Source organism: Yoonia sp. 208BN28-4, assembly GCF_037543925.1.
In the GTDB taxonomy this organism is placed as follows: domain Bacteria; phylum Pseudomonadota; class Alphaproteobacteria; order Rhodobacterales; family Rhodobacteraceae; genus Yoonia.
The window spans coordinates 504,707-531,387 of sequence record NZ_JBBIFY010000003.1; the positions used below are offsets into that span (position 1 = coordinate 504,707).

At 58.6% G+C, this 26,681-nt stretch carries 24 protein-coding genes and 1 tRNA gene; 14 read left to right on the plus strand and 11 right to left on the minus strand.

All coding sequences use genetic code 11. The features are described 5' to 3' along the window. Positions 1-19: 19 nt before the first annotated feature. On the plus strand, positions 20-787 hold the full coding sequence (locus tag V8J84_RS12575; RefSeq protein WP_339931638.1) for a phytoene/squalene synthase family protein: 768 nt from the start codon (positions 20-22) through the stop codon (positions 785-787). Here V8J84_RS12575 and V8J84_RS12580 read toward each other — a convergent pair. From V8J84_RS12580 to cobA, 3 genes are read right to left on the minus strand one after another with little or no spacing between them, the layout of a single operon-like run. Continuing rightward, a complete protein-coding gene (locus tag V8J84_RS12580) occupies positions 762-2,015 on the minus strand; it encodes an MFS transporter (protein WP_339931640.1) in 1,254 nt (417 codons plus the stop codon). The genes V8J84_RS12575 and V8J84_RS12580 overlap by 26 nt on opposite strands. 51 nt (positions 2,016-2,066) lie before the next feature. Continuing rightward, positions 2,067-3,335, minus strand: coding sequence for a cobyrinate a,c-diamide synthase (locus tag V8J84_RS12585; protein ID WP_339931642.1), 1,269 nt, complete (start codon positions 3,333-3,335; stop codon positions 2,067-2,069). Next, entirely contained in the window at positions 3,332-4,183 is an 852-nt protein-coding gene (gene cobA / locus V8J84_RS12590) for a uroporphyrinogen-III C-methyltransferase (RefSeq protein WP_339931644.1), read from the minus strand. Before cobA ends, V8J84_RS12585 begins: the two co-directional genes overlap by 4 nt. A gap of 97 nt (positions 4,184-4,280) precedes the next feature. Between cobA and V8J84_RS12595 the strand changes: the two genes are divergently transcribed. The 8 genes from V8J84_RS12595 (at position 4,281) to pgi (ending at position 12,115) form a co-directional block, all read left to right on the plus strand. Beyond that, positions 4,281-5,327 (plus strand): cobalt-precorrin-5B (C(1))-methyltransferase, encoded by a 1,047-nt coding sequence (locus V8J84_RS12595; protein WP_339931646.1) that lies wholly within the window; start codon positions 4,281-4,283, stop codon positions 5,325-5,327. Further along, on the plus strand, positions 5,324-6,052 hold the full coding sequence (locus V8J84_RS12600; protein ID WP_339931648.1) for a cobalt-precorrin-6A reductase: 729 nt from the start codon (positions 5,324-5,326) through the stop codon (positions 6,050-6,052). Before V8J84_RS12595 ends, V8J84_RS12600 begins: the two co-directional genes overlap by 4 nt. Beyond that, positions 6,049-6,678 (plus strand): DNA-3-methyladenine glycosylase family protein, encoded by a 630-nt coding sequence (locus tag V8J84_RS12605; protein ID WP_339931650.1) that lies wholly within the window; start codon positions 6,049-6,051, stop codon positions 6,676-6,678. The genes V8J84_RS12600 and V8J84_RS12605 overlap by 4 nt, the downstream gene beginning before the upstream one ends. A gap of 67 nt (positions 6,679-6,745) precedes the next feature. Further along, complete coding sequence (locus V8J84_RS12610) at positions 6,746-7,417, plus strand: alpha/beta hydrolase (protein WP_339931652.1); 672 nt, start codon at positions 6,746-6,748, stop codon at positions 7,415-7,417. 281 nt (positions 7,418-7,698) lie between these two features. Then, a complete protein-coding gene (locus V8J84_RS12615) occupies positions 7,699-8,283 on the plus strand; it encodes an HNH endonuclease (protein ID WP_339931654.1) in 585 nt (194 codons plus the stop codon). A gap of 108 nt (positions 8,284-8,391) precedes the next feature. After that, entirely contained in the window at positions 8,392-9,846 is a 1,455-nt protein-coding gene (gene zwf, locus V8J84_RS12620; protein WP_339931656.1) for a glucose-6-phosphate dehydrogenase, read from the plus strand. A 4-nt stretch (positions 9,847-9,850) separates the two neighbouring features. Then, a complete protein-coding gene (gene pgl, locus V8J84_RS12625; protein WP_339931658.1) occupies positions 9,851-10,513 on the plus strand; it encodes a 6-phosphogluconolactonase in 663 nt (220 codons plus the stop codon). Positions 10,514-10,516: 3 nt separating this feature from the next. Next, positions 10,517-12,115: a glucose-6-phosphate isomerase gene (gene pgi, locus V8J84_RS12630; protein ID WP_339931660.1), complete on the plus strand. Its 1,599-nt coding sequence runs from the start codon at positions 10,517-10,519 to the stop codon at positions 12,113-12,115. A 38-nt stretch (positions 12,116-12,153) separates the two neighbouring features. Here the strand turns inward: pgi and V8J84_RS12635 are convergent, their stop codons facing one another. The 3 genes from V8J84_RS12635 to V8J84_RS12645 all read right to left on the minus strand — a co-directional run bounded on the left by V8J84_RS12635 (position 12,154) and on the right by V8J84_RS12645 (position 13,069). After that, positions 12,154-12,618 carry an acyl-CoA thioesterase gene (locus V8J84_RS12635; protein ID WP_339931662.1) on the minus strand — a complete coding sequence of 155 codons (465 nt, stop codon included), beginning with the start codon at positions 12,616-12,618 and terminating at the stop codon, positions 12,154-12,156. Further along, positions 12,618-12,965: a RidA family protein gene (locus V8J84_RS12640; protein WP_339931664.1), complete on the minus strand. Its 348-nt coding sequence runs from the start codon at positions 12,963-12,965 to the stop codon at positions 12,618-12,620. The genes V8J84_RS12635 and V8J84_RS12640 overlap by 1 nt, the downstream gene beginning before the upstream one ends. Before the next feature lie 30 nt (positions 12,966-12,995). Further along, positions 12,996-13,069, minus strand: a tRNA-Gly gene (locus V8J84_RS12645). A gap of 82 nt (positions 13,070-13,151) precedes the next feature. On the opposite strand from V8J84_RS12645, the gene V8J84_RS12650 reads away from it, so the two are divergent. Further along, positions 13,152-13,538: a VOC family protein gene (locus V8J84_RS12650; RefSeq protein ID WP_339931666.1), complete on the plus strand. Its 387-nt coding sequence runs from the start codon at positions 13,152-13,154 to the stop codon at positions 13,536-13,538. Here V8J84_RS12650 and V8J84_RS12655 read toward each other — a convergent pair whose 3' ends face one another. Together V8J84_RS12655 and V8J84_RS12660 are read right to left on the minus strand one after the other, a co-directional pair. Continuing rightward, positions 13,539-15,587 carry an ASKHA domain-containing protein gene (locus V8J84_RS12655; protein WP_339931668.1) on the minus strand — a complete coding sequence of 683 codons (2,049 nt, stop codon included), beginning with the start codon at positions 15,585-15,587 and terminating at the stop codon, positions 13,539-13,541. Between the two features lie 111 nt (positions 15,588-15,698). Further along, positions 15,699-16,520 carry a hypothetical protein gene (locus tag V8J84_RS12660; RefSeq protein WP_339931670.1) on the minus strand — a complete coding sequence of 274 codons (822 nt, stop codon included), beginning with the start codon at positions 16,518-16,520 and terminating at the stop codon, positions 15,699-15,701. A gap of 49 nt (positions 16,521-16,569) precedes the next feature. Between V8J84_RS12660 and guaB the strand changes: the two genes are divergently transcribed. From guaB to V8J84_RS12675, 3 genes are all read left to right on the plus strand, one after another. Continuing rightward, a complete protein-coding gene (gene guaB / locus V8J84_RS12665; RefSeq protein ID WP_339931672.1) occupies positions 16,570-18,018 on the plus strand; it encodes an IMP dehydrogenase in 1,449 nt (482 codons plus the stop codon). Between the two features lie 25 nt (positions 18,019-18,043). Further along, positions 18,044-19,213, plus strand: a complete 1,170-nt coding sequence (locus tag V8J84_RS12670) for an RsmB/NOP family class I SAM-dependent RNA methyltransferase (RefSeq protein WP_339931674.1) — start codon at positions 18,044-18,046, stop codon at positions 19,211-19,213. Between the two features lie 96 nt (positions 19,214-19,309). Continuing rightward, positions 19,310-21,628, plus strand: a complete 2,319-nt coding sequence (locus V8J84_RS12675) for an ATP-binding protein (protein ID WP_339931676.1) — start codon at positions 19,310-19,312, stop codon at positions 21,626-21,628. A gap of 7 nt (positions 21,629-21,635) precedes the next feature. Here the strand turns inward: V8J84_RS12675 and V8J84_RS12680 are convergent, their stop codons facing one another. From V8J84_RS12680 to V8J84_RS12690, 3 genes are read right to left on the minus strand one after another with little or no spacing between them, the layout of a single operon-like run. After that, a complete protein-coding gene (locus V8J84_RS12680) occupies positions 21,636-22,607 on the minus strand; it encodes a glucokinase (protein WP_339931678.1) in 972 nt (323 codons plus the stop codon). A 15-nt stretch (positions 22,608-22,622) separates the two neighbouring features. Beyond that, the gene (locus V8J84_RS12685; protein ID WP_339931680.1) at positions 22,623-23,948 is read right to left on the minus strand and encodes a GH1 family beta-glucosidase; all 1,326 of its coding nucleotides are present in this window, start codon (positions 23,946-23,948) and stop codon (positions 22,623-22,625) included. Between the two features lie 14 nt (positions 23,949-23,962). Beyond that, positions 23,963-24,994, minus strand: a complete 1,032-nt coding sequence (locus V8J84_RS12690; protein ID WP_339931682.1) for a substrate-binding domain-containing protein — start codon at positions 24,992-24,994, stop codon at positions 23,963-23,965. Positions 24,995-25,246: 252 nt separating this feature from the next. On the opposite strand from V8J84_RS12690, the gene V8J84_RS12695 reads away from it, so the two are divergent. After that, positions 25,247-26,602 (plus strand): ABC transporter substrate-binding protein, encoded by a 1,356-nt coding sequence (locus V8J84_RS12695; RefSeq protein ID WP_339931684.1) that lies wholly within the window; start codon positions 25,247-25,249, stop codon positions 26,600-26,602. Positions 26,603-26,681: the final 79 nt, after the last annotated feature.

Below are 26,681 nucleotides of genomic sequence, written 5' to 3' on the forward strand. Positions count from 1 at the left end.
TTCGCAAAATGATACGACGATGAGTATGCAGGCCTGCGCTGAGTTGGTGCGTCAGGGCGACCCTGACCGTTTTCTAGCAACAATGACGGCTGACCCCGTGCTGCGCGGGCCGCTGTTTGTGCTTTATGCTTTCAACCTTGAGATCGCCAAGGCTCCCTGGGTCACGCAAGAGCCGATGATCGCCGAAATGCGCCTGCAATGGTGGCGCGATGTGGTGGAAGAGATTGGCGGGGGCAAACCTGCACGGGCGCATGAAGTTGCGGGGCCTTTGGCCGAGGTTATTGCGGCACATAACCTGGATATCGCGGTGATCGACGAGATGATCGCAGCGCGGCGCTGGGATATTTATCGCGAGACCTTTGCGTGTGAGGATGCGCTGCATGACTACATCGACCAGACCTCGGGTCATTTGATGTGGTTGGCCGCGCAAACCTGTGGCGCGCCTGACGCTCTGGAGGATGACGTGCGCGATGTCGCTTGGGGATTTGGTGTCGCCAACTTCCTGCGGGCCTTGCCTGCAATCAGCGATGGCGGGCGCAAGACACCCATGGGTGACCCGATCAAGAGCGATACCAACCTTGCCCGTATCGCCCGCGCGCGCTTGCGGTCGGCACGCAAGGCGGACTTTGGCGCCGCGGTCGCGGCGGTGCGTGTGGCGTGGCAGGCCGAAGCGCTCTTGGAGCAAGCTATTGAGACACCTGAGCGGGTGGATAACGGCACGCTTGGACTGTCAGAATTCCGACGCCGTGGATCGCTGTTGTTTAAGTCGCTGACGGGTGGCTGGTAGGCGACCGCCGCACAAGCCATGCCAAGGCTCCGCCGGCTAGCAGCAAGAACGGCACCATCGCGAGGTTCACGGCTGTCCAGCCTTCAACCGGGCCGCTGCCGGAGCAGTTCAGCAAACCACCCGATGCCAGTGACGCGATGGTCACGCAGCCGAACACCACCATATCGTTCATACCCTGCACAACACCACGTTCATGGGGCGCATGCGCACCTGCCAGCATCGCTGTGGCACCGATAAAGCCGAAGTTCCAGCCAAGGCCCAGAAGGATCAGACCTGCGTAAAAGCTGAAGAGCGAGGGATTACCATCGTCAGCAAATTGCACGCCCAGCAGAGCGGCCACACCGGCAGCAGCAAGGATCGCAAGACCAAGCCCGACAATCCGTTCCACCCCGAAGCGGGCGATCAGGTGGCCTGTGAAAAAGGACGGAGCAAACATGGCCAGCACGTGCGCTGACACGATGTCGTTTGCGTTGTTCTTGGTATAGCCGCAGCCGACAACGGCCAACGGGGTGGACGTCATCACGAGGTTCATCAATGCGTAAGACACCATCGCACAGATGATGGCGACGACGATACGCGGGTCGCGCAGCAGTTCCTTCCGGGATCGGGCGGGTATTGTCGCAACTGGGGTCGGTTCGTGCTTGGTGCCTTTAGGCAGTCGCAGGGCAAAGAACAGGAACATGCCAACCACGTTCAGCGCAGCCACAGCCAGATAGCTTCCCATGAAGGGCACGGCGAAGGCATCCTGCACCAGCTTGTTCAACTGCGGGCCAAAGATGGCCGACAACAAACCGCCCGCCATCACATAAGAAATCGCTTTGGGACGGAACGCGTCCGAGGCTTGATCAATGGCAGCAAAACGGTAAAAGCCCTGCGCCGACATATAGATACCCGTCAGATACGAGCCCAGAAGCAAGAGCGGGAACGACGCGATCGACAATGCATAGGCCGCAACAAGCGCACCGATTGCGCCACCGATTGCGCCGATGAAGAAGCCCAGCTGGCGTCCGTGTCGCTGCATCAGTGGGCTGATCCACGGGGCAGTTGTCATCGACCCGAATACGATAAAGCTGATCGGCAACGTGGCCAGACATGGATTGGGCGTAAGCATCGCCCCTGCAAGTCCACCGACCACAAAGATCAGGGGCATCTGTGCGCCCAGAATGGCTTGGGCGGCTACCAGAACCGCGACATTGCGCTTGGCGAGAGTATCGTTGGGTTGGGTCATGGCCTATCGGTAGACCTGCGGCATGCCAATCGCAATGGGCGATCTGCGCGGTCAGGCATGGTCGATCACGTGGGCAAATGAGCCTGACACCCGACCGGACATCAGACCCATGTCGGGCAGCGCCTGATCACTTGCGTCACTTGCGCGGAACAGGGGCTGTCCATCTGCCCGAAGTGTCGTGGCATAGTGAAATTCATGCGCCTTCCACTGACCAGTAAATGCGCCCTGATCGGCAACCAGATTACGGTAGCCAAGATGAAGCTTTCGTGCGGCAAACGAAGTCTCCAGCGGCAAAAGTCCGGCCATGCGATGCACTGTGCCCGCAGCATCTGTCAAAGTTTCGCCCAGGGTCATGTATCCACCGCATTCGCCATAAATATCAGATGTTTGCGCGGTGTTTCTCAAAGTATTGAGAAAGGTCATATTCGTGGCCAGTCGTCCGGCGTGAAGCTCTGGGTATCCACCGGGCAGGATCACCAGATCGGCATCGGGAACGACCTGATCGTCAAGTGGTGAGAACGTGGTGATATGCGATCCAGCGGCATGCCAGTCATCCAACAGATGCGGATAGGCAAATGCAAAGGCTGCATCCTGCGCTACGGCGATCCGGTTGTAGGGAAGGCCTTTCGTGCGCCATGGAGAGGATGGTGTCAGAGGGGCGGATGGCAACTTCGTAAGATCAACGTGGGCCGCGACATGATCAGCGACCCTATCGAGCCAGTCGTCCAGATCAGGTCTTTCCGAGGCTTGAACAAGGCCAAGGTGGCGTGACGGATGCGCGAGATCGGGTCGGCGTGGCACGGCACCTAAAACAGGCAGGTCTTCGGGGAAATGCCGGCGGAGCATCGCCTCGTGACGGGCACTTGCAACCTTGTTGAGGATCACACCGGCCACGTGGACGTCGGCGCGATGGGCGGCAAAGCCTTGTGCCATAGCCGCAGCACTTTGGCCCATGCCACTGGCATCAATCACCAGAACAACCGGAATACCAAGCACCGTTGCAAGGTCCGCAGCACTGCCCTTTCCGTCAGGTGGGGCGCCGTCAAAGAGGCCCATGGCACCTTCGACGATCAGGCCCTCGGTTCCGTTACCTGCCGCAAGGGTGCGCAATCGCGCAGTCTGCATCGCCCATGCATCAAGATTAAAGCAGGGGCGACCACACGCGGCTTCGTGAAAACGCGGATCGATATAGTCGGGGCCGGATTTTGCGCCGCGCACTGGGAAATCCCGCGACAACGCCCGCAGAATTCCCAAGGTCAGCGTTGTCTTGCCGCAGCCCGACGCGGGGGCCGCGATCAGCACACCATGTCCGGGTGTCATGCGCTTTCGGCGGGGCGTCCGCGGCCCAGCGGATCAAGATCGCGCGGGGCTTGGCCTTCCGCCATGCCCTGCCAATCCAGCACCTGTCGCATCAACACCGATTGGCCGACACAGATAATCGCAGGAGGCTCCAGCCCGCTGGTGGCGATGTCATCGACGATGGTGCCAAGCGTTGTTTCAAGGACCTGCTGCTCTGGCGTTGTTGCTGTGCAGACGACAGCGACAGGCTCTGACAAACTGCGGCCTGCGTCGATCAGTTGGCGTGTGATATGGGCGATGTGTTTCATGCCCATGTAGATCACGATCACCTGCGACCCCTTTGAAATCGCTTGCCAATCAAGGCTGCCGGTGGCGTTGCCGCTTTGGTCGTGGCCGGTGACAAAGGTCACAGACTGGTTTACGTCGCGGTGGGTCACGGGAATGCCGGCGTAAGCCAAACCGCCGATACCCGCTGAAATGCCGGGGATGATGCGGATCGGGATGCCGTGCTGCACCAGCGTCTGGGCCTCTTCACCGCCACGCCCGAATACAAACGGATCGCCGCCCTTGAGCCGCAACACACGCTTGCCCGCACGAGCCAGATCGACCAGCCGCAATGAAATATCGCGTTGCTTGGCCGAAGGTTTGCCGCCGCGCTTGCCTGCATAGATATGTTCGGCCTGCGGTGCCCACTCAAGGATCGCCTCTTGCACAAGGGCGTCGTAGATCACCACGTTCGCCTGCCGCAACGCATTGACCGCGTGAAGCGTCAGCAGGCCCGGATCACCGGGACCGGCACCGCAAAGCCAGACCCAGCCGGGTTCAAGCTGCGGCCAAGTGTGGGCGGGAAGAGGAACGGCATGTGACATGACCTTGTTATGGCCCGAAACGCCGCCCGCGAAAAGGTGGCAAACGACGACTGTTTGCACATTGGCGGCATGGCTGCCTCTGCCTATAGTCCGCCATATGACACGCAAGCCTTCATCTGATTTACGACGCGGCTGGACGACGGGTGCGTGCGCCACCGCCGCGACGAAGGCCGCGTTAATTAAACTGTGGGGCGGGGATTTTCCGGCAGAGGTTCAGATCACGCTCCCGAAAGGCGAAACACCTGTTTTCCCGTTGGCGCACCATGCCAAAGGTGATGGTTGGGCAGAGGTCGGCATCACCAAAGACGCAGGCGATGACCCGGATGTGACCCATGGCGCACTCATTATCGTGCGGGTGCGCGCAGCGGGTAAAAGCGTGCAGTTCAAAGCGGGCGAGGGCGTGGGCCACGTGACCAAGGCAGGGTTGCCGATTGCGGTGGGTGAACCGGCCATCAATCCGGTGCCGCGTCAGATGATGACCGATGTGGTGATGGACATGGCGGCAACATACGATCAGCCCGCCGATGTCGAAATCACGGTGTCGATTCCCGATGGCGCTGCGATTGCATTGAAGACATGGAATCCACGGCTGGGGATCAAGGGCGGGCTTTCGATCCTTGGCACAACAGGCGTCGTGCGCCCGTTTTCTTGCGCTGCGTGGATCGCGTCTATCCATCGCGGCATCGACGTGGCCCGCGCAGACGGATTGCGCCATGTGGCAGGTTGCACGGGTGCCACCTCTGAACGGATTGTGCAGGGCCTTCACGCACTGCCTGAGCACGCGATGCTGGACATGGGCGACTTTGCGGGCGGGATGCTGAAGTATCTGGCCAAAAAACCGATTGAGCGCGTCACAATCGGCGGTGGCATCGGCAAACTGACCAAACTTGCGCAAGGTGCCGTTGATCTCCATTCTTCGCGCAGTCAGGTTGATTTCACTGCTCTTGCGACCATGATGGATGATGCGCGATTGGCCGATGCGAACACAGCGCTTGAGGCATTTGAAATCGCGGGCCCGCCGCTTGCGCAGAAGATTGCGGATATGGCGCTAGCAAAAGTGTCACAGGATTTTGGCGCAGATATGACATTTGATATTGTGGTGATCGACAGGGCGGGCGCAATTCTGGCGCGGGCAGGGGCATGACCCTTTTGTTGTTGGCTGGCAGTGGTGAGGCCAAGCAAATCGCACAGGCGCTTGCGCAGGATGGCACGCCCGCTATTGCGTCGCTTGCAGGTGAAACGCGGCGGCCGTCCGAGTTGGGACTTCCGACACGCGTTGGCGGCTTTGGCGGCGCGGACGGCTTTCGCGACTACATCCACGCGGCTGGCATCACAGCGGTGCTTGACGCCACGCACCCCTATGCCGCCGATATGACAACGCGCACAGCGCGTCTTTGTGCAGAGCTATCGATACCCTATTGCCACGTCCTGCGCCCGCCATGGACGCCCGAGCCGGGTGACGACTGGACCGAGATCGCCCGCGAAGAGGATGCCAAAACCTATATCCACTCATGGCAAACGGTGTTTTTGGGCACGGGCCGCAAGACGTTGCACCGCTTCAAAAACCTTGAAGGCACGCGGCTCATTTGTCGCCTGATCGACCCACCGACAGAGCCGTTCCCCTTTGAAGGCGGTGAATTCCTGATTGGCCGTCCGCCTTTTTCCGTCGACCGCGAGAAAGAACTGTTCCGGCTGCTGAACGTCGATTGGCTGATCGTCAAAAACGCGGGCGGTGATGCAAGCCGGACCAAACTGACAGCCGCCGGTGATCTGGGGATACCTGTTCTGATGATCAAGCGACCTGCGATGCCTGACACGACACGGGTCGAAACCGTTGCAGATGCTTTGGCTTGGGTCCGCGCTTTATGAACGAACGCATCATTCGCGGGCCTGACTGCGTGGCGGAAGGTGCCGTTGCGGTGGCGCAGACTGATCCCGCTCTGGCTGCTGCCATCGCCACCCTGCAACCATTGCCCCTGCGCCTCAAACCCGATGGATTTCCGGCTCTTTTGCAGGCCATCGTGGGCCAGCAGGTCAGTGTGGCGTCAGCCAACGCGATCTGGACGCGCGTTGCTGCAGCCGGATTTAATGACCCGGCGATGGTGCAGGCCGCCGATGACAGTGCGTTACAAGCCGTGGGACTAAGCCGTCCCAAGGTGCGCTATGCCAAAGCGCTTGCCGCTGCGCAATTGCCTTATGACGCCCTGCATGACATGCCGTCCGCCGATGTAATCAAGACATTGATCGCCGTGTCGGGCATCGGAACATGGACTGCCGAGATTTATGCGATGTTCTCGCTGGGCCGCGCGGATGTGTTCGCCCACGGCGATCTGGCCCTGCAAGAGGCCGCGCGGATGATTTACAAGCTCGAGACCCGTCCATCTGAAAAAGACATGCGCCAAATGGCACTGCGTTGGTCGCCGTGGCGTGCGGTGGCCGCGCGGGGTCTTTGGGCCTATTACGCCGCACAAAAGCGCCGCGAGGGCGTGGCGTGACCGCAGCTTGCACGGCACCAAAAGCCGCAGTAAGCACAGGCGCATCAGATACAAGGAACAGCACACCATGACACGGGCACTTCAGGCGGGGCGGCGCGAAGCACTGTCAGGCGAAACGCGATCAGCGGTGATCTTTCTGCACGGCTATGGCGCCAACGGGGCAGATCTTTTGGGTTTGGCCGATCCACTGGCAGAGCATTTGCCCGACACGTTGTTCCTTTCTCCCGATGCGCCAGAGGATTGCGCCGGTTCGCCCATGGGCTTCCAGTGGTTTCCGATCCCTTGGATTGACGGATCATCCGAAGAAGAATCCCGCGCCGGACTTGAGCGTGCTGCAGAAGATCTCAACGCGTTTCTGGACGGTGTGATGGTCGACGAAGACCTGTTGCCGGAGCAGGTGATGGTGCTTGGCTTTTCACAAGGCACAATGATGGCGCTTCACGTTCTGCCACGCCGCGAAGATGCGGTGGCCGGTCTGGTCGCGTTTTCGGGCCGTCTACTGGAGCCCGAATTGCTGTCGGACGAGGTCGTCTGCCGTCCGCCTGTCCTTTTGATCCACGGCGATCAGGACGATGTGGTGCCGCCGCAATCCCTCCCGCAAGCTGCAGAAGCCTTGCAGGCAGCCGGTTGGAAAGAGGTCTATGCGCATATCATGAAAGGCACCGCGCACGGCATCGCGCCCGATGGACTTCAGGTGGCTTTGGCGTTCATGCAGGACAGGTTGGGCGTTCGCAGCTAATCGATCCTGACGATTGGATGGCCAGACCGTCCGGGCCAGTATCATTTTGCCAAAAATACTCAAAACAGGCGCGGCGCAGCCGCGCCCCTGTGGTGACGTGCCCTGCACGGCGCAATCCATCGTCCTTCCCGCATCGCTCTGTCATTGTGACGCACTAGACCTCGTGGACACACGCGAGGGTTGCCCTTTGGTAAACGCTAGATATAGTTTCAATCAAAGCGGCCCACAGCGGGGTTCCCGCTCTGGGCCATAGGCTGACAGAGCAGGGAAGATTTTGACTGATGAGCGGTAATTTTCGAACCAATTTTGTCCGCGAGGCTGGCGCGCTGAAACAGTGCCCTGCGCTGGTGCTGAACGCCGACTATCGCCCGCTATCATACTACCCCTTGTCGCTCTGGCCGTGGCAAGAGGCCGTGAAAGCTGCGTGGCTGGATCGGGTGGATATCATTGCCGAATACGATCAGGTGGTGCACAGCCCGTCGACGCAAATCCGGATCCCGTCGGTCGTGGTACTGCGTGACTACGTGAAGCCGCAAAAGAAAGTAGCCTTCACGCGGTTCAATCTGTTTCTGCGCGATGAGTTTCGCTGCCAATATTGCGGCGCGAAGGGCGATCTCACGTTCGACCATGTGGTGCCGCGTGCATCGGGCGGCAAAACAAGTTGGGAAAACGTGGTTGCGGCCTGTAGCCCCTGCAATTTGCGCAAAGGATCGCGTGCGCTGCGGCATTCGGGCCTGACTTTACGCAAACCACCCCGCCAGCCTGCGTCCGAGGCGCTTATGAATACGGGCCGTAAGTTTCCGCCGAACCACTTGCACGAAAGCTGGGTGGATTTTCTCTACTGGGATGCAGAACTGGAAGCGTGACCGCTTTGCGCGGTTTGCGCCTACAGGCATTGATCTAGCGCTAGACATGGGGCGGCTCTGACGCTAGGTGATGCGCGTTAGCGCTAACAAGTCAGAAGGAGAGCCGAAATGGTCTCACGCGTCATTCCGGTAGATGATTTCGATCTGGTGATTTTTGGCGGCACGGGCGATCTGGCCCGGCGCAAGATTTTCCCCGGCCTGTTTCGCCGCTTTTTGGCGGGCCAGATGCCATCCACGTCTCGCATTGTTGGCGCTGCCCGATCCGAGCTGGATAGCGCGGGCTTTCGTGATCTGATCTCGGACGCGCTTGACGAATTTAGCGGTGACGAGAAATCGAACACCGAGGGGCGCAAGGCGTTTCTGGCGCAGCTTGAATACGTGCCGGTTGATGCCAAGGGCGAGGGCGGCTGGAAAGAACTGGCCGAACTGGTGCGCGGCGACGTGGTCAAGGCATTCTATTTCTCTGTGGCCCCATCGCTCTTTGGTGATCTGGCCGAACGCCTGCACAGCCACAACATCGCGGATCGTCACAGCCGGATTGTTGTGGAAAAGCCCTTTGGCCGTGATCTGGCCTCGGCGCAGGAGTTGAATGAAACGCTGGCCGAGCACTTCAAGGAAACCCAGATTTACCGGATCGACCATTACCTGGGCAAAGAAACCGTTCAGAACCTGATGGCGCTCCGCTTTGGGAACGTGTTGTTTGAACCACTTTGGAACAACCACTACGTCGACCACATCCAGATCACAGTTGCCGAAACCGTGGGCGTTGGCGGACGCGGCACTTACTATGATCGCTCTGGTGCCATGCGGGACATGGTCCAGAACCACCTGATGCAACTGCTGTGCCTGATTGCGATGGAACCGCCAAGCCAGTTTGGCGCAGACGAGGTGCGCGACGAAAAGCTGAAGGTTATCCGCGCCTTGCAGGACGTTGACGCACATCACATCGTGCGCGGACAATACGATGCAGGCTCCGATGGCCCCAGCTATCGCGAAGACGTCGAAGACCCCAAAAGTCACACCGAAAGCTTCATTGCGATGAAGTGCCATATCAATAACTGGCGGTGGGCTGGCGTGCCGTTCTACATGCGCACAGGTAAGCGTATGAAAGAACGTGTGTCCGAAATTACGGTGGTTTTCAAAGACCTTGGTCACTCGATTTTTGAAGGTGATACGGCGCGTCATCGCAACATTCTGTCGATCCGCCTCCAGCCCAATGAGGGCATGGATTTGCAGGTAACCATCAAAGAGCCGGGACCGGGCGGAATGCGCCTGATTGACGTGCCGCTTGATATGACATTTGCCGACGCGCTTGGCGAAAACGCAGCCGAAGTGTCAGATGCTTACGAGCGGCTGATTATGGATGTGATCCGTGGCAACCAGACATTGTTCATGCGCGGCGACGAGGTCGAGGCGGCGTGGGCGTGGACCGATCCGTTGATCGAAGGCTGGAAGGCGCGCAATGATGTGCCAAAGACGTATGACGCTGGCTCTGCCGGACCGGAAGATGCCATGATGTTGATGCACCGCGACAACCGTCGCTGGCGCGATATCAAAGGATAACGACATGGATCTCAAGACGTACCCCGACAGCGAAATGTTGATGATCGAACTGGCCCAGATGCTGGCAGGCGAGCTGGAGAATGCGCTGCTCACACATGATCGCGCCACACTGGCTGTACCGGGCGGCACAACGCCGGGGCCATGTTTTGATGCACTTTGTGCCGCTGATCTGGACTGGAGCCGCGTGACCGTCATGCTGACGGATGAACGCCGCGTGCCTGTCACGTCAGAGCGGTCCAACGAACGCTTGGTCCGCGAGCGCCTTTTGCAAAGCCGTGCTGCCGCCGCGACCTTCCTGCGCTATTTGCCTGATGATGATGGTGCGCTGGATGACATGCAGGGCCGCGTTGCGGATCATCTGCCGATTGATGTGCTGCTGTTGGGGATGGGCACGGACATGCACACCGCCAGCATCTTTCCAAACTCGCCCGATCTTGATGCTGCCCTGACCACCCATGATCCGTTGGTCGCGGTCACGCCTCCTGATGATCTTGAACCGCGTGTGTCCCTGTCGATGGCGGCACTCAAGGGGGCGATGTCAGTACACGTCTTGATCGTTGGAAACGACAAAAAAGCGGCGTTGGAAAAAGCACAGCATGCAAAACCGGTTGATGCACCTGTAGCCGGTATTTTGCACGACGCCATGGTGCATTGGGCAGAGGGTTAAACCATGTGGGACAAGCTTGTCAGCTATCAGGCCAAGATTGCCGATCGTCGATTTGAAACACTCGTTGACGGCGCGCGGGCGGCCGGCTTTTCAGCCCAGGCCGGTGACATGCGTCTCGACTACGCCAAGACCAACATCGACGAAACGGCGCGCAAACTGCTGTGTGATCTTCTTGATGAAACGGGTGTCGCTGCCAAGCGCGATGCGATGTTCACAGGTGAAAAGATCAACGAAACCGAAGGCCGCGCGGTCCTTCATACGGCGCTGCGCAACCTTGATGGCGATGCGGTCACCGTTGATGGCACGGACGTCATGCCAGAGGTACTGGCAACGCTAGACCGGATGTCTGCCTTTGCTGATGCGGTCCGTGATGGCAGCTTTGCCGGGCAGGGGGGTCAAATCACCGATGTCGTCAATATCGGCATTGGTGGATCGGACCTTGGTCCGGCCATGGCCGTAAAGGCACTGGCACCATATCACGATGGGCCGCGGTGCCACTTTGTCTCGAACGTTGATCCGGCGGATGTTGCGCAAACACTGGCCGCCTGTGATCCGGCGACAACGCTCGTGATTGTGGCATCAAAGACGTTTACCACCATCGAAACCATGACGAATGCCCGCACCGCAAAGGCGTGGATGGGCGAAAGCGTTGACGAACCTGCAGCGCAATTTGCGGCTCTGTCGACGGCAGAAGATAAGACAGCCGATTTCGGCATCGCGTCAGAACGCGTGTTCGGGTTCGAGGATTGGGTCGGCGGACGCTATTCGATGTGGGGTCCGATTGGCCTGTCGCTGATGATCGCAATCGGTCCGGATGCGTTCCGCGCATTCCTGCGCGGCGGACAGGCGATGGACGTGCATTTCCGCGCCGCTGAATGGCACGAAAACCTGCCTGCCTTGCTGGCGGTAGTTGGCATCTGGCACAATCAGGTTTGCGGATACGCCACGCGCGCCGTCTTGCCTTACGACAATAATCTCAGCCGCTTACCGGCCTATCTTCAACAGCTTGAAATGGAAAGCAACGGTAAGGGCGTCAGCATGGATGGGGCCGATCTACCGGTCCATTCCGGCCCCGTTGTTTGGGGGGAGCCTGGCACAAACGGTCAGCACGCATTCTATCAGTTGATCCACCAAGGCACGCGTGTTGTGCCGTGTGAATTCCTTGTCGCTGCGCGCGGCCATGATGAAAGCCTGCACCACCAGCACCAGTTGCTTGTCGCAAACTGTCTGGCCCAGTCAGAGGCTTTGATGAAGGGGCGCGATCTGGATGAGGCGCGTTCAAAAGTGGCTGACAAGTTTGAAGGTGACGAGTTAGAGCGTCAGGCCAAGCATCGGGTCTTTCCGGGCAATCGCCCGTCGATCACGATCACCTATCCGCAGCTGACCCCGTTTGTATTGGGCCAGATCATCGCACTTTACGAACATCGTGTGTTTGTCGAAGGGGTCTTGCTGGGCATCAACTCGTATGACCAATGGGGCGTTGAGCTGGGTAAAGAGCTTGCTACGGCCTTGCAGCCAGTTGTTGAGGGCAAGGTGTCTGCCGCAGACAAAGACGGATCAACAGCGGCGCTGGTGGATGTGCTGCAACGCCACGGTTTGTAGGCTGATTTTTTAGTAGGGCGGCGGGATAAAATCCCGCCCTACAATTGCACCGCGCCGTCGCGCTCAATGAACCGCTGACGCAGGTCACCGGGCAGGGGGCGTTTGGTGTTATCCTGTTCCAGCATGACGATCACGGCGTGACCAGCCGTCGTTAGTTTGCCACCAACATAAACGCCGTAGTGCATCGTAAAGCTGCTATTGCGCACCTCTACAGTTCGGCCTGTCAGAACGTAGTCATCATTGAGTTTCACCTCGGCTTTGAAGTCTAGCCCGATGTTGCGCAACACAATTTTTGGCGGCGTGCCGGTATAGTCATGCACGCCGTAGTCGCGGAAATAGTGGATACGCAAGTTTTCAAACCAGCGCAGATAGGCGGCATTATTCACATGCGCCAGGACGTCAATTTCGCCAAAACGCACACGGTCCGCCATGCCAAACGACCAAGGCGCTTCGATGCCTGCCTCTCTCAAAGCGGGCGCATCAAGTGGTGTCAGAAATTGCATCAGACCGCAGCAGTGACGATGATTTCCACCTTAAAGCCGGGCTTGGCCAGCTTGCTTTCGCCGGTCCAGCGGGCTGGCGCGTGACCGGGGGCAACCCACTGATCCCAAACGGCGTTCATCTCGGCAAAATCCGCGATATCGGCCACCCAGATTTGCGTCGTCAAAAGCCGTGTCTTGTCTGTGCCCGCTTCTTTCAAGAGGCGGTCAACCGACGCCAGAACTGTCTCGGTCTGCTCTGTCACAGACGCCCCCTCGGCGCCAACCTGTCCGGCCAGATAAACGACACCGTTATGCACAACAGCCTGAGACATGCGCGCGCCACTTTCGATACGTGTGATATCTGACATGAGAAGAGGACCTTTATGATCGGATTTGTCTGGAGCGGGTAACGGGAATCGAACCCGTAACTGAAGCTTGGGAAGCTTTCGTGATACCTTTTCACCATACCCGCATCACTAGGTTCGGGATACGCCGCTCGCCTGTGGACGTCAATTCCCAATCGGGCCAGGGTGGGCGCGATCAGGGAGGCGCGGATGCTGACAGGAATATGTTTGGGAACCAACGATCTTGCCAAGGCGGGTCAGTTCTATGACGTGGTTTTGGGCACAATCGGGATGCGGTGCAAATACGAGGAACCGCACGAACGCGGTTATGCGGGCAACGACGGTGTTGTTTCGGTCTGGATCGTCAGCCCGTTTAATGAAAAGCCCGCAACCTACGGCAATGGCACGCAGGTCATATTCGAAGCAGCCGATAAGGCGGCGGTTGATGCATTCTACGCCGCGGCATTGGCCAATGGTGGCACAGATGAAGGCCCGCCGGGGCCGCGCAGTTATCATCCTGACTATTATGGTGCCTATATGCGCGATCATGACGGCAACAAATTGCACGTCGCGATCCCTGTAACATTTCCCGACTAACTAGGCCGCGCCGCGCCGCCCGCGCCGTCTGCGGCCACCAGCATCACCGCTGCCGCCATCGTTGTGGTTCACCTCCGGCAAGCTTACGATGCCGCGCAGGATCGGGAAGGGTTCAACGGCGTTAGGGATATTGGATGCATTGACGAAATGCTCTTGAAAGCGCGGCTCGATCGCGGTTTCGATCTTGTGGATCTTGCGCACTGTTTCTTCGATCTCGGCACGTGCCTTGGTGTTCAAAAGCGCGATACGCGCCCCGGTGCCTGCGGCGTTGCCAGCCGATGTGACCTTGTCCAGTGGCGCGTCGGGGATCATGCCCAGCACCATCGCGTGTTTGGGGCTGATATGCGCGCCGAAGGCACCAGCAAGCACGACACGATCCACTTTATCGACGCCAAACTTATCCATCAGCAACCGTGCGCCGGAATAAAGCGCGGCTTTTGCCATCTGGATTTCGCGGATATCGCGGTTGGTCACCGTGATCTTTGGCCCACCGTTCGCGGTGCCATCGTAGATCAGATAGGAATTTGTGCGCCCGTCGGCAAAGCAGTTGGGCGATCCGGTCTGTTCAGCAGACCCGATCAGGCCGGGTCCGTCAACGATACCTGCCATGCGCATCTCGGCCACGATTTCGATGATACCAGACCCGCAGATGCCCGTGACACCTGAGCGGCCAAGGCTGTCAAGAAAGCCGTCCTCGTCAGACCAGACGTCAGAGCCGATGACGCGAAACCGCGGTGTCTTGGTGACGGGATCAATCTCGACCCGCTCAATCGCGCCGGGAGCGGCGCGCTGGCCCGAACTGATCTGCGCACCTTCAAACGCAGGGCCGGTGGGGGACGAACACGCCAGCACCTTTTCAGTGTTACCCAGCAAAATCTCGGCGTTTGTGCCCACATCGACAACAAGGACAAGATCCTCGGACGTGTCGGGATGTTCTGACAAGGCCACGGCGGCGGCGTCGGCGCCTACGTGGCCTGCGATACACGGCAGCATATAGACGCGGGCAGCGGGGTGGATATTGAGGTCAAGTTCGATTGCCCGCAGCGACAAGGCGTCAGACGTGGCCAGTGCAAAGGGCGCCTGTCCCAGCTCAAACGGATCAATTCCCAAGAACAGGTGGTGCATCACCGGATTGCACACAAATACGGCGTCCATAATCAGCGTGCGATCAATGCCTGCCTCAGATGCGATCTGCACAAAAAGTGCGTTCATTCCCTCGCGCACGGCCTGCGTCATTTCGGCGGCCCCGCCCGTGTTCATCATGCCATAGGACACGCGGCTCATCAGGTCTTCACCAAAACGGATTTGCGGGTTCATGATCCCTGATGACGCGACGACTTCTCCGTTATGCAGGTTGCACAGGTGGGCCGCGATGGTGGTCGAACCAAGATCAACGGCAAGCCCGTAAATCTCGCCGTCGAAATAGCCGGGCCAAACGCGCATGATGCGTGGTGCAAACGTGGTATCGCCGTGGTGCACCGCGCAAGTGACTTTCCATTCGCCCTTGCGCAATGCGGTCTGCATTTCCTGTAGCACGCCAAGATCGGCCTCAAGCGCGGGCAGGTCCCAATCGCGGCGCAGGGCTGTGACAAGCCTTTGCAGATCGCCTGACGGGTCGTGCATATCGGGTTCCTGTACCTCGACATAGTAGAGACGGGTCGAGGGGTGCAGCGTAATATCACGCACCTCAGCGCGTTTGCGGACGACCTGTTTGTGGACCTGACTTTCGGCAGGCACATCGACGACGACATCTGCCTGAACCGTGGCCTGACACCCAAGCCTGCGGCCTTTGGGCAGACCACGGATATCATCATAGCGTTGTTCAACGCTGTTCCAGTCTGAAAGCGCGCCCGCCTCAACGGTAACACCGTGTTTGGAAAATTCGCCATAGGACGGGGTGATCTGGCACTTGGAGCAAATCCCGCGCCCGCCGCATACACTGTCGAGATCAACGCCAAGCTGCCGTGCAGCGGTCAGGATCGGGGTGCCAATGGGAAAGTGACCACGCTTGCCGGACGGCGTGAAGATCACAAGAGGGTCAGTTGTCATGGCAGAATTCACCTGTGGTTGCCGCATCAGACGGTCTTGGGTCCATCTATACGCCGGCATGCGGGCAAAAAAACGCCAATTTCCGTCATAATGTTTATGTGGCGCGGCATCTTAGCCAAAGAGCGCGTTAAATGCGTCCGGCCCGAACTGGTAGACCGCAAGCGGCACCGGCAGCGTGGCAATGGCAAGCGTGGCCAGAATAGCGGGCCATCGGAACAGGCGCGATATGCCCGCCAGCATCAGAATGCCGCCGCCGCCGCCAATCGCAAAACTGCCGGGAATATTCACAAGTACGGCCAGCATCACATAGCGATAGTTCACCACAAGCCGCGCCAGCCACGCGGGCAGGCGGCCTTGAAGCCTCGCGAGGCGTGCGTCTTGCGGTGTGTTTTCAATCTCTGCGACCAATTCACAGGCGCGCCGCAGGTGCAGATCGCGAAACGCGTTGTGCAATATGCCAAGCGGGACGATCCGCCCCACACCATAAGCGATGGCAAGCCCTGCAACCGTGGCCAGATAGACAAATGGCGCGATGCTGGCCCCTTGGAACACCATCAAGGCCAGACCAATCTCGATACCGGGCATGAATGGAATGGCGATCAGGATCGCATAACCGACTAACAACAGCGCCAGAACCGCCCAGATTGTGGCGCGATCAGCAGCCGTGTCCAGCGTCTCAACCCGCATCATGAGCCAGCCAAGCGCCGCATGAAACGCGAGGCCCAAGGCGATCAGCAGCGCAATGCGCAAAACCGTGCGCGGAATAGCCCGGCGCAGTGGCGGCGCGTCCATGTGGGGGACAGCACCGGACTGGGTGACGCTTTGTTTGGTCTTGATGGGGGCGGGATCGTGCATCGCACGACGATGGGCGCAAAAAACGCCCGCCACAACCACGATCACGTCAGTTTGTCCTTTTGGCTGTTGGCAATTCATGGGATAGGCACGTGCCAAGTGATGCCGCAACCTTGAAGGAGCATGGTTCATGGAGATTCGCGAGGCCTTGACGTTTGACGATGTGTTGCTGGTCCCCGGCGCATCCAGCGTGCTGCCCACCACCGCTGATACAAGCACTTTCGTCACCCGCGCGATTGCGATGCAAATCCCGCTTTTGTCGTCGGCGATGGATACCGTCACCGAAAGCCGCATGGCCATTGCGATGGCGCAGGCAGGCGGCATGGGCGTTGTGCACAAGAACCTGAGCGTTGATGAACAGGCCAAGGAAATCCGGCGCGTGAAGCGCTTTGTCTCCGGCACCGTTTACAACCCCGTGACGCTGACCCCCGACCAGACCCTGGCGGATGCCAAAGTGCTGATGGAACGCTACCGCATCACCGGCTTTCCTGTCGTTGGCCCCGAAGGCCGTGTCGTCGGGATCGTGACCAACCGTGACATGCGGTTTGCGCAGGATGACAATACGCCTGTCAGCGTGATGATGACCTCCGACAATCTGGCGATCCTTCAGGAACCCGCCAATCTGGACGAGGCGCGATCATTGATGCAGGCGCGGCGCATTGAAAAGCTGCTGATCACTGACGGGAAGGGCAAGCTGACCGGTTTGCTGACCCTCAAGGACAGTGAACAGGCCGTGCTGAACCCGATGGCTTGCAAAGACGGGCTTGGCCGCTTGCGGGTAGCTGCGGCATCCGGCGTGGGCGAGGCCGGGTTTGAACGGTCGCAGGCGCTTGTGGATGCAGGTGTCGACATGATTGTGATCGACACGGCTCACGGCCACTCCGAAGGGGTGTCACAGGCTGTTGAGCGTGCCAAGAAGTTGTCGAATGAAGTGCAGATCGTCGCAGGTAATATCGCGACAGGCGAGGCTGCCAAGGCGCTGATCGGCGCGGGCGCTGATGCGGTGAAGGTCGGCATTGGTCCGGGTTCCATTTGCACCACGCGCATGGTCGCTGGCGTGGGCGTCCCACAGCTGACCGCGATCATGGATAGCGCCGCTGCTGCCGGTGACATTCCGGTCATCGCTGACGGCGGCATCAAGTTCTCTGGTGATTTCGCCAAGGCCATTGCGGCCGGTGCGTCCTGCGCGATGGTGGGTTCAATGATTGCGGGCACCGACGAAAGCCCGGGCGAGGTGATCTTGTATCAGGGCCGTTCGTTCAAGTCGTATCGCGGCATGGGCAGTCTTGGCGCCATGGCGCGCGGCTCTGCCGACCGGTATTTTCAGAAAGACGCGGCCAGCGATAAGCTTGTGCCCGAGGGGATTGAGGGGCAGGTGCCTTACAAAGGATCGGCCAGCGCCGTTGTTCACCAGCTTGTCGGCGGTTTGCGGGCCGCAATGGGCTATACCGGCAACGGAACCGTCGCCGAGATGCGCAAGAACTGCAATTTCGTGAAGATCACCGGCGCAGGGCTGAAAGAAAGCCACGTGCATGATGTTCAAATCACCCGTGAAAGCCCTAACTACCGGATCGGCTAAAGCGCATTAGGCGAAAGGGCACACCATGACACCAGCCGCCCGCGTGGCCGCCGCCATTGAGATCATCGATACGATTTTGGCAGGCGATCCAGCCGAAAAGGCGCTGACCGGCTGGGCAAGGGGCAACCGCTTTGCTGGGGCCAAGGATCGTGCAGCGATCCGCGATCATGTGTTTGATGTTCTGCGCCAGAAACGGTCCTTGACCGTGGCTGCAGGGGCTTCGGACGGACGCAGTTTGATGATCGCGCTGTGTAAGGTGCAAGGCTTGCCGTTGGAACAGCTCTTTAGCGGCGAGGGCTATGGCCCGCCTGCATTGAAGGACACCGAGACAAGCCCGAACCATCCCGTTCCTGATCCACATGATGCGGTTGATGTGCCCGAATGGCTTTGGCCGTACTGGTCCGAAAGCCTTGGCGATCAGGCGGCAGCGGTCGGGCGCGTGCAGCAGCAGCGCGCGCCTGTTTTCCTACGGGTCAACGCGCGTCAGGCACAGATTGATCACGCGATTGATGCACTGGCCGCTGATGGTATCGACGCGATCCCTCATCCTTCGGTTGCAACCTGCCTGCGTGTTGTGACAAATCCCCGCCGGATCAAAACGTCAGCGGCCTATCAAACCGGATTGGTGGAACTACAGGATGCCGCGTCGCAGGCTGCGATGCTGCGCCTTAATGTGCCGAAAGACGCCAGAGTGCTTGACTATTGCGCGGGCGGCGGGGGCAAGGCGCTTGCGATTGCCGCACTCCACGACTGTTCGGTCACCGCGCACGACATTTCGCAGGAAAGAATGCGTGACATTCCTGCACGCTCTGACCGCGCCGGAATACACATCGATCTTGCCGCAAACGATAGTCTGAAAGGCGCAGACCCGTTCGATCTTGTGCTCTGTGACGCCCCCTGTAGCGGGAGCGGAACTTGGCGCAGAACGCCGGACGCGAAATGGACTTTCACGCCGGAAAAGTTGCAGCTTTACAACGATTTGCAGCGTGAAGTTCTTATGAAATCAGCGTCGTTTACGAAGCCCGGTGGGCAGGTTGCCTACATGACGTGTTCGGTGTTGCGATCCGAAAACGATGCCATCGTGGATAGCTTTCTGGAAACCCACGGCGATTGGGTCTCATGCGATAGCGTTTCGCTCTTGCCCAGTGATGATTGGGACGGGTTCTATTTAAACATTTTGCAAAAATCAAAATAACAACCTAAGCTTGTAATGCTTTTGCGTGGTGTTGGGTGTTAATTCGGCTTTAACCGATGGCGAAGTAACGTACGTTCGCAGCCATAGGACCCTTGCGTGACACACCCGACCCAGTCTTTGCCGTTTGCTGATCCGCCCCGTGCGTCGGTGCGGCGCCTGCAGCTATTGTTTTTGCCCGTGCCGATCCTGTTTCTGGCCGCGGCTTTTGTGCCTGTCCAAGCCATCGCCGTTGGGTTCGTTCTGACCGGTCTGATGCTTGCAGTGTTGGCGGGTCTATTGCTGTGGAACAGACGCACGACCCTGCAACAAAATGCGCTGATGGAGCAGGCGGCGTCACATATCATCAGCAATGACACCAGCCCGGCCTTTGTCGCTGATGAAGACGGCAACGTGATCTATGCAAATGCCACGGCAAACGAACGCTTTGACATTGCCAATATCGATACCATCGCCACGCGGTTTTCCTCACTGATCGCTAATCCGGACCAGATTTTATTTCGGCTGCAAACACATGCTGATACGCATGCTTCTGCGCGTGAAGATATCGTGACTCGGGCAGGGCAATATCGACTATCGGTGGCCCAACTGAATACCCGCGCGTTTCTGTGGCGGTTCGATGATTTGGGAATCGCAGACCGCACCAAGGGGCGGTCCACGGCGGCGACTGCGCTGCCAATGCTGACCGTTGGATCAAGCGGTGCAGTGCTTTACGTCAATGACGCCTTTCGCGCAATTCTGGGACACAGGCCGCGCACGCTGAAAGAGGCATTTGGCCACGATCACATCGTATCGGGCCAGACATATCTCATCGAAGGTCCGTCAGGCACATCCGAGTTTTTCGCCGTGGAGATTTCCAGCCCTAGCGGACGCCGGGAAATTTACGCCTTGCCCGCCAGCGGTCAGGCGGCGCCAACGCGGTCGCTTGGCGGCGAATGGGATGCGATCGAAGATTTACCGGTTCCACTATTACAAATCGCACCTGACGGGGCCGTGTTGGCCTCAAACCGTGAGGCACGCGCGCTTCTGGGCATCAAAACGACCGACGGGAAGCATGTGGGCGATATGCTTGACGGTTTAGGCCGTCCGATGGCGGACTGGTTGCGTGACGCGCTGGCGGGACAGCCCGGTCAAGCCTCCCAATTCTTGCGCGGGCGCGGCGATTTCCACGATGTGTTTGTGCAGGTGACGTTGAACACGGCAGGCACGGGCGATGACAAGCATTTAGTCGCTGTTCTGAACGATGTGACAGAGCTGAAAACGCTAGAAGCGCAATTTGTCCAAAGCCAGAAAATGCACGCAATCGGACAACTTGCAGGTGGGGTTGCACATGATTTCAACAACCTTCTGACGGCGATTTCCGGCCACTGTGATCTTCTGCTTCTGCGGCACGACCAAGGCGATCAAGACTACGGTGATCTCGTTCAGATTCACCAAAACGCGAACCGCGCGGCCAGCCTTGTGGGCCAGCTGCTCGCGTTTTCGCGCAAGCAGAATCTTCAGCCAGAGATTATCGATTTACGCGATGCCATGTCGGATCTGACGCACCTTTTGAACCGCCTTGTTGGCGAAAAGGTGAAGCTTAGCGTGCATCACCACCCCGATCTGTCGATGATCAAGGCGGATCGCAGACAGCTGGAACAGGTGATGATGAACCTCGTCGTCAACGCGCGCGACGCGATGCCGGAAGGTGGTGAAATCCGGATTACGACGGAGAACAAAGTGCTCAGCGGCCCGATGGAGCGTGACCGCGCAACGGTCCCGGCGGGCGAATATGTACTTGTGACGGTCAACGACCACGGATGCGGTATCCCGCCAGAGATTATGGGTCAGCTCTTTGAGCCCTTCGTGTCGACGAAACGCCAAGGAGAGGGCACAGGGTTGGGGCTGTCCACAGCCTACGGCATTGTCAAACAAAGTGGCGGTTACATCTTTGCAGAAAGCAAGGTTGGCATGGGGACCGAGTTCCTGCTTTTGTTCCCCAAATGCGACCTGCCCGAAGTCGTCAAAAGGCCGATGGAAGCAAGCTTGCCCAAACCGGTGATCGAAAATGCGGATGGCGTGGTGTTGCTCGTTGAAGATGAAGCGCCGGTCAGAGCCTTCGCATCCCGTGCTTTGCGCTTGCGTGGATACACAGTGCTTGAGGCTGATTGCGCAGAGACTGCGCTAACGATGCTGGATGATCCCGATCTGATGGTCGATATCTTCGTCACCGACGTCATCATGCCCGGCATGGACGGCCCGACTTGGGTGCGAGAGGCGCTCGCCAAACGCCCTGACACCAAAGTCATATTTGTTTCGGGGTATGCAGAAGACGCATTCAGCGACGGGAACCCGCAAATCCCGAACTCGGTCTTTTTGCCAAAGCCGTTTTCGCTGAATGATCTAACGACAACGGTGCAGCAGCAATTACACTAGGCGCAGTTTAGTCCATCAACGCGACAAGGTGCGATGCGGAGCCGGTGAGCGCTGCAAAGTCATCCTCGATCACGCTGACGGGGAAGTTGCCCATAAATCCGGCAAAACGCCCTTTGTCGCGGAATGCCTCTCCGAACCCGAATGTCCCAAGATAGGGCGCAAAAGCACGCGCCACGCCGCCTGCAAGGAAAACACCGCCAAACGGCAGCTGGATTAACGAGAGATTGCCGCACACGGTGCCAAGGATCTTGGTAAAGACCTTGGCCGCCTCGGTGGCGCGGGCGTCATCGCCTGTCTCGCAGGACTTCATGATATCGGCTGCAGCGGCTTCTTTCGGGTCGTTCGCTTCCTGGCCCAAGAAGCCATAGACACGTTCAAGTCCACGACCCGACAAGACATCCTCCACGGCGGGAAAGCCGTGGGCGTTTGAGACATACTGGCATAGGCGCAGTTCCATTTCGGTACGGATCGGCAGGTTAGCGTGTCCGCTTTCAGATGGCGTTACCAACCGTCCGTGTTCGGTGTCAAAAACGGGTGCCGCGTTGAAGCCGGTGCCAACCCCGATCACCAGCTTGGCGGCGTTTTCATGCGCTTCTTCGCCGGGTAGGATGCTGCGCACGTTCGCGCTGTCCAGATGGCCAAGGGCGTGGCCTTGCGCTTGCAGGTCGTTCAGGATGGCGACAGTTTCTGCACCGGTGGCACGGGCAAGCGTTTCTTTATCAATCGCCCAATCCAGGTTGGTCATCGATGCACGACCATCGCGGACAGGTCCGGCCACGGCAACGCAAGCCGCCTTGGGATTAACATCGCCCTCATCCGAGATATACTGGCGCAAAACAGTCTCCAGCCCCGGAAACTTGGTGTTGGCATATTTGCGGATCGTGTCGGGCAGCACGCGACGCCCGTCAGCCAAGGCAACGCGGGTATTCGTCCCGCCGATATCAGCAACGAGCGAAAGCGTATTCGGGGTGTGGGTCATCGCAAATTCCAGACGTTAACGAGCCAGAGCGGCTTTGAGCGCGTGATAGGATGCTTTTGGCGTGCGCTTCAAGGTTTCAAAGTCCACATGGACCATTCCAAACCGTTTTTCGTAGCCAAAAGCCCATTCATAATTATCAAGCAGGGACCAGTAGAAGAAGCCTTGCACGTTGGCCCCATCTTCAATCGCGCGTTTTGCAGCATTGATGTGGTCGCTTGCATAGCCTGTGCGAACGGGATCATCGACAGCGCCGTCCACCACATGATCGTCCCACGCCATACCGTTTTCGGTCACAAAGATCGGCAGGTCGCCGACGTAGTTTTTTGCGGCACGGGTCAGAAAGTGGTGCAGACCATCGGGATAAATCTCCCAGCCCATTTGCGTCTGCGGTAGGTCACCGGGCTGAAGTGTCAGCCCCGGCCACTGCGCATCGGCATCCTGCGTGACCAGATTGCGGGTGTAGTAATTGACGCCCAGAAAATCGATCGGCTGGCTGATCATCGCCATATCGTCCTGCCAGCCATCAGGCATATTGTCGCCAAAACCATCCAGCACGACCTGAGGGTAGGTGCCTTTGGTGATCGCTTCGATAAACCACCTGTTATAGATCGCATCCTGCAAATCAGCGCCCGCGCGGGCCGCATCGCTATCGTCAAGCGGGGCAGCATATTCAAAATTCAGGACGATGCCACAGTTGTCCTGACCCTTGGCGCGCAAGCGAGCGAGCGCCTCTCCGTGGGCCAGATTAACGTGGTGCATGGCGCGCGCGGTTGCGCGGATATCGCGGTGACCGGGCGCATGGTGGCCCAAGAAATGCGAAAGGAACGACACGCACCACGGTTCGTTCAGCGTTGCGATCGAGTGGACACGGTCGCCGATACGGTCCGTGATAACATCTGTAAAATCGCCGAACCATTTGGCGACATCACGGTTTGTCCAACCGCCAAGGTCAGACAGCGCCGCAGGCAATTCCCAGTGGTAAAGCGTCTGAAACGGTTTCAGCCCGCGTTCAAGGATCGCATCGACAAGCCGATCATAGTAGTCCAGCCCTTCGGAATTTACCGCGCCGCGCCCATCTGGCATGACCCGCGCCCAGCTTGTGGAAAAACGGTAGGCATCCATCCCCGCGTCTTTGAGCAGATCAAGATCTTCGGCGAAGCGGTGATAGTGGTCGCAGGCCAACGCGCCGTCTTCGCCGTTAACCACGTTGCCCGGCGTGGCTGCAAACGTATCCCAATGGGTGGCGCCAGCGCCGCCGAATTTGTGACCTTCGATCTGATAGGCGGCCGTTGCCGCGCCGAAAACGAAACCGGCGGGGAAATCGCTGCGATTGAATTGCATCTGTTGTCCTTATGTCAGCCCGCAGAAGGGGCAGGGCTTGTGGATTGGCCCACGGTCAGTTCCGCCTCAAGCAAGGTTTGTAGTGGCGGCAGGGTCGGGTCAGCCAGGCGAGTGATCAGCATTTCGGCCAAGAGGCGGCCCGCCTCGCGGACAGATGACCGTGTTGACGTGAAAACGGGAACATCCGTGCCATTTTGAAGATATGACAGCATGTCGTCGTGTGTGACGATGGAGACATCGCGCCCCATCACCAGCCCGCGGTCTTCGATGGCACGTCGCGCGCCCAAGGCCGAAATCATCGACGCGCTGACGATGGCTGTGGGCGGTTGGGATGATGACAACATCGCAAGCGTCGACAAATACCCGTAGCCTTCGGTCATTTCGCCGGTGGTCATCAAGGTGGGATCAAGTTCAATTCCGTGGTTTTGCAAGGATTCGACGTATCCGTGGCGCCGCCTGTGCGCGAAATCCATCGTTTCAAGCCCGTTGATCAGGCCGATCCTGCGGTGTCCTAGATCACATAGAAAATCGGTTGCCCGCTGAAAGGCCCGCCTGTTGTTTACGTCCAGCCATGAATAGCTGGTTGTGACGCCACTGGCGCGCCCGTGCACGACAAACGGAAGATCAAGATCATCCAAAAGCGCGATCCGGCTGTCGTTCATCCGTGGGCCGTGGACGACCACGCCATCAACAGACCCGCGCGACTTTAGGCCCTGATAGACGGCCTCTTCACTGCTGTCGTCGACGATGGAGAGGATCATCTCAAACCCGTGGCGTGAATAGGCCTCGCCTGCGCCTGCGATAAAATCGCCGAAGATGGGATTAACCATTTCGTGTTTGGTCGACATCGGGATCACATGCCCAATCGCAAGCGCGCGCCCCGTGGCCAGACCTTTGGCCCGTGTGGAGGGGCGGTAGTTGGCTTTTTCAGCTGCTAGTGCGACACGTTTGCGCGTGGCTTCCGACACCTCAGGATAGCCGTTCAGCGCCCGACTGACCGTGGTCTGACTTAGCCCAAGTGTCTGTGACAGCTGTTTGAGGTTCATAGTATTATCGTAACTTCCAAAGCGCTTTTAATGGGCATTATGGTGATAAGCCGATGCCATTGGCAAGCCTGCCGGATGGAATTTGTCCATATCAACAAAGTTATATGCGCGACGGGTCTGGCTCCGTGACTAATCAGTTGACACGCGCAGCGAGTTGTCAGACCCTAGGGCATCCAAAGCGCTTTGGGAGTGATTCCGAAAGCGTGGCGATATGAACACCGCGTGACTTCACGCACCTAGGGAGGAAGATTAATGAAGACCAATCTATTCGCAACTGCTGCGACATTGGCGCTGGTTGCCGGTTCGGCTTATGCCGACGGTCACCTGATTGCTGCCAACGGCGAGGGCGACTTTAGCTGGGACAGCTATAACGCATTTGCCGAAGCCAACGACATGAGTGGCGAGAGCATCACCATCTCTGGTCCTTGGACTGGCCCAGAGGCGACAAACTTTGAAAACATGCTGGCTTACTTCACTGAAGCCACAGGTGTTGAAGCATCCTATGTGGGTTCGGATTCGTTCGAGCAGCAGATCGTGATCGACGCCGAAGCCGGTTCCGCACCAAACCTTGCAGTTTTCCCACAGCCCGGTCTGGCCGCAACAATGGCATCGCGCGGCCTTCTGTCACCTATGGGTGACGAGATGGCAGGCTGGGTTGGCGACAACTTTGCTGCGGGCCAGTCATGGGTTGACCTTGGCACATACGCAAACGCTGATGGCGAAGACGATTTCTACGGCTTCTTCTTCAACGTCAACGTAAAGTCGCTGGTCTGGTATTCGCCAGAGAATTTTGAAGATGCGGGCTACGAAGTGCCAACATCCATGGAAGATCTCAAGGCGCTGTCCGAGCAGATCGTCGCAGACGGTGGCACACCTTGGTGTATCGGTCTGGGTTCCGGTGCCGCAACAGGCTGGCCGGCAACTGACTGGGTCGAAGACATGATGCTGCGCACGCAGGAACCATCTGTCTATGACGCATGGGTCAGCAACGAAATGCCGTTTGATGCGCCAGAAGTTGTGGCTGCGATCGAAGAGTTCGGCGCATTCGCACGTAACGACGACTGGGTCGCCGGTGGTGCAGGTGCAGTTGCAACAACTGACTTCCGTGACAGCCCCAAGGGTCTCTTTGACAGCCCGCCACAGTGCTACATGCACCGTCAGGCGTCCTTCATCCCTGCATTCTTCCCGGAAGGCACGGTTGTTGGCGAAGATGCCGATTTCTTCTACTTCCCCGGTTATGCTGAAAAAGACCTCGGCAATCCTGTTCTGGGCGGCGGCACACTGATGGCCATCACAAACGCGTCTGATGCGACATCCGCATTTGTCGAGTTCCTCAAGCTGCCACTGGCACACGAGATCATGATGAGCCAAGGCGGCTTCCTGACACCACACGCCGGTGCAAACGTTGCGACATACGACAACGACACCAACCGTGGTCTGGGTGAAGTTCTGCTGGGTGCCACAACATTCCGCTTTGACGCATCCGACCTGATGCCAGGTGGTGTGGGCGCCGGTTCGTTCTGGACAGGCATGGTTGACTATGCCGGTGGTGCAGACGCTGCCGAAGTTGCAGCCGGTATCCAGTCCAGCTGGGACGCACTGAAGTAAGTCATTCGATTGACTGCATAAAATAAGCTGGCCCCGCGCGCACTGCGGGGCCATGCTGACCACATATCATATCGCTTTG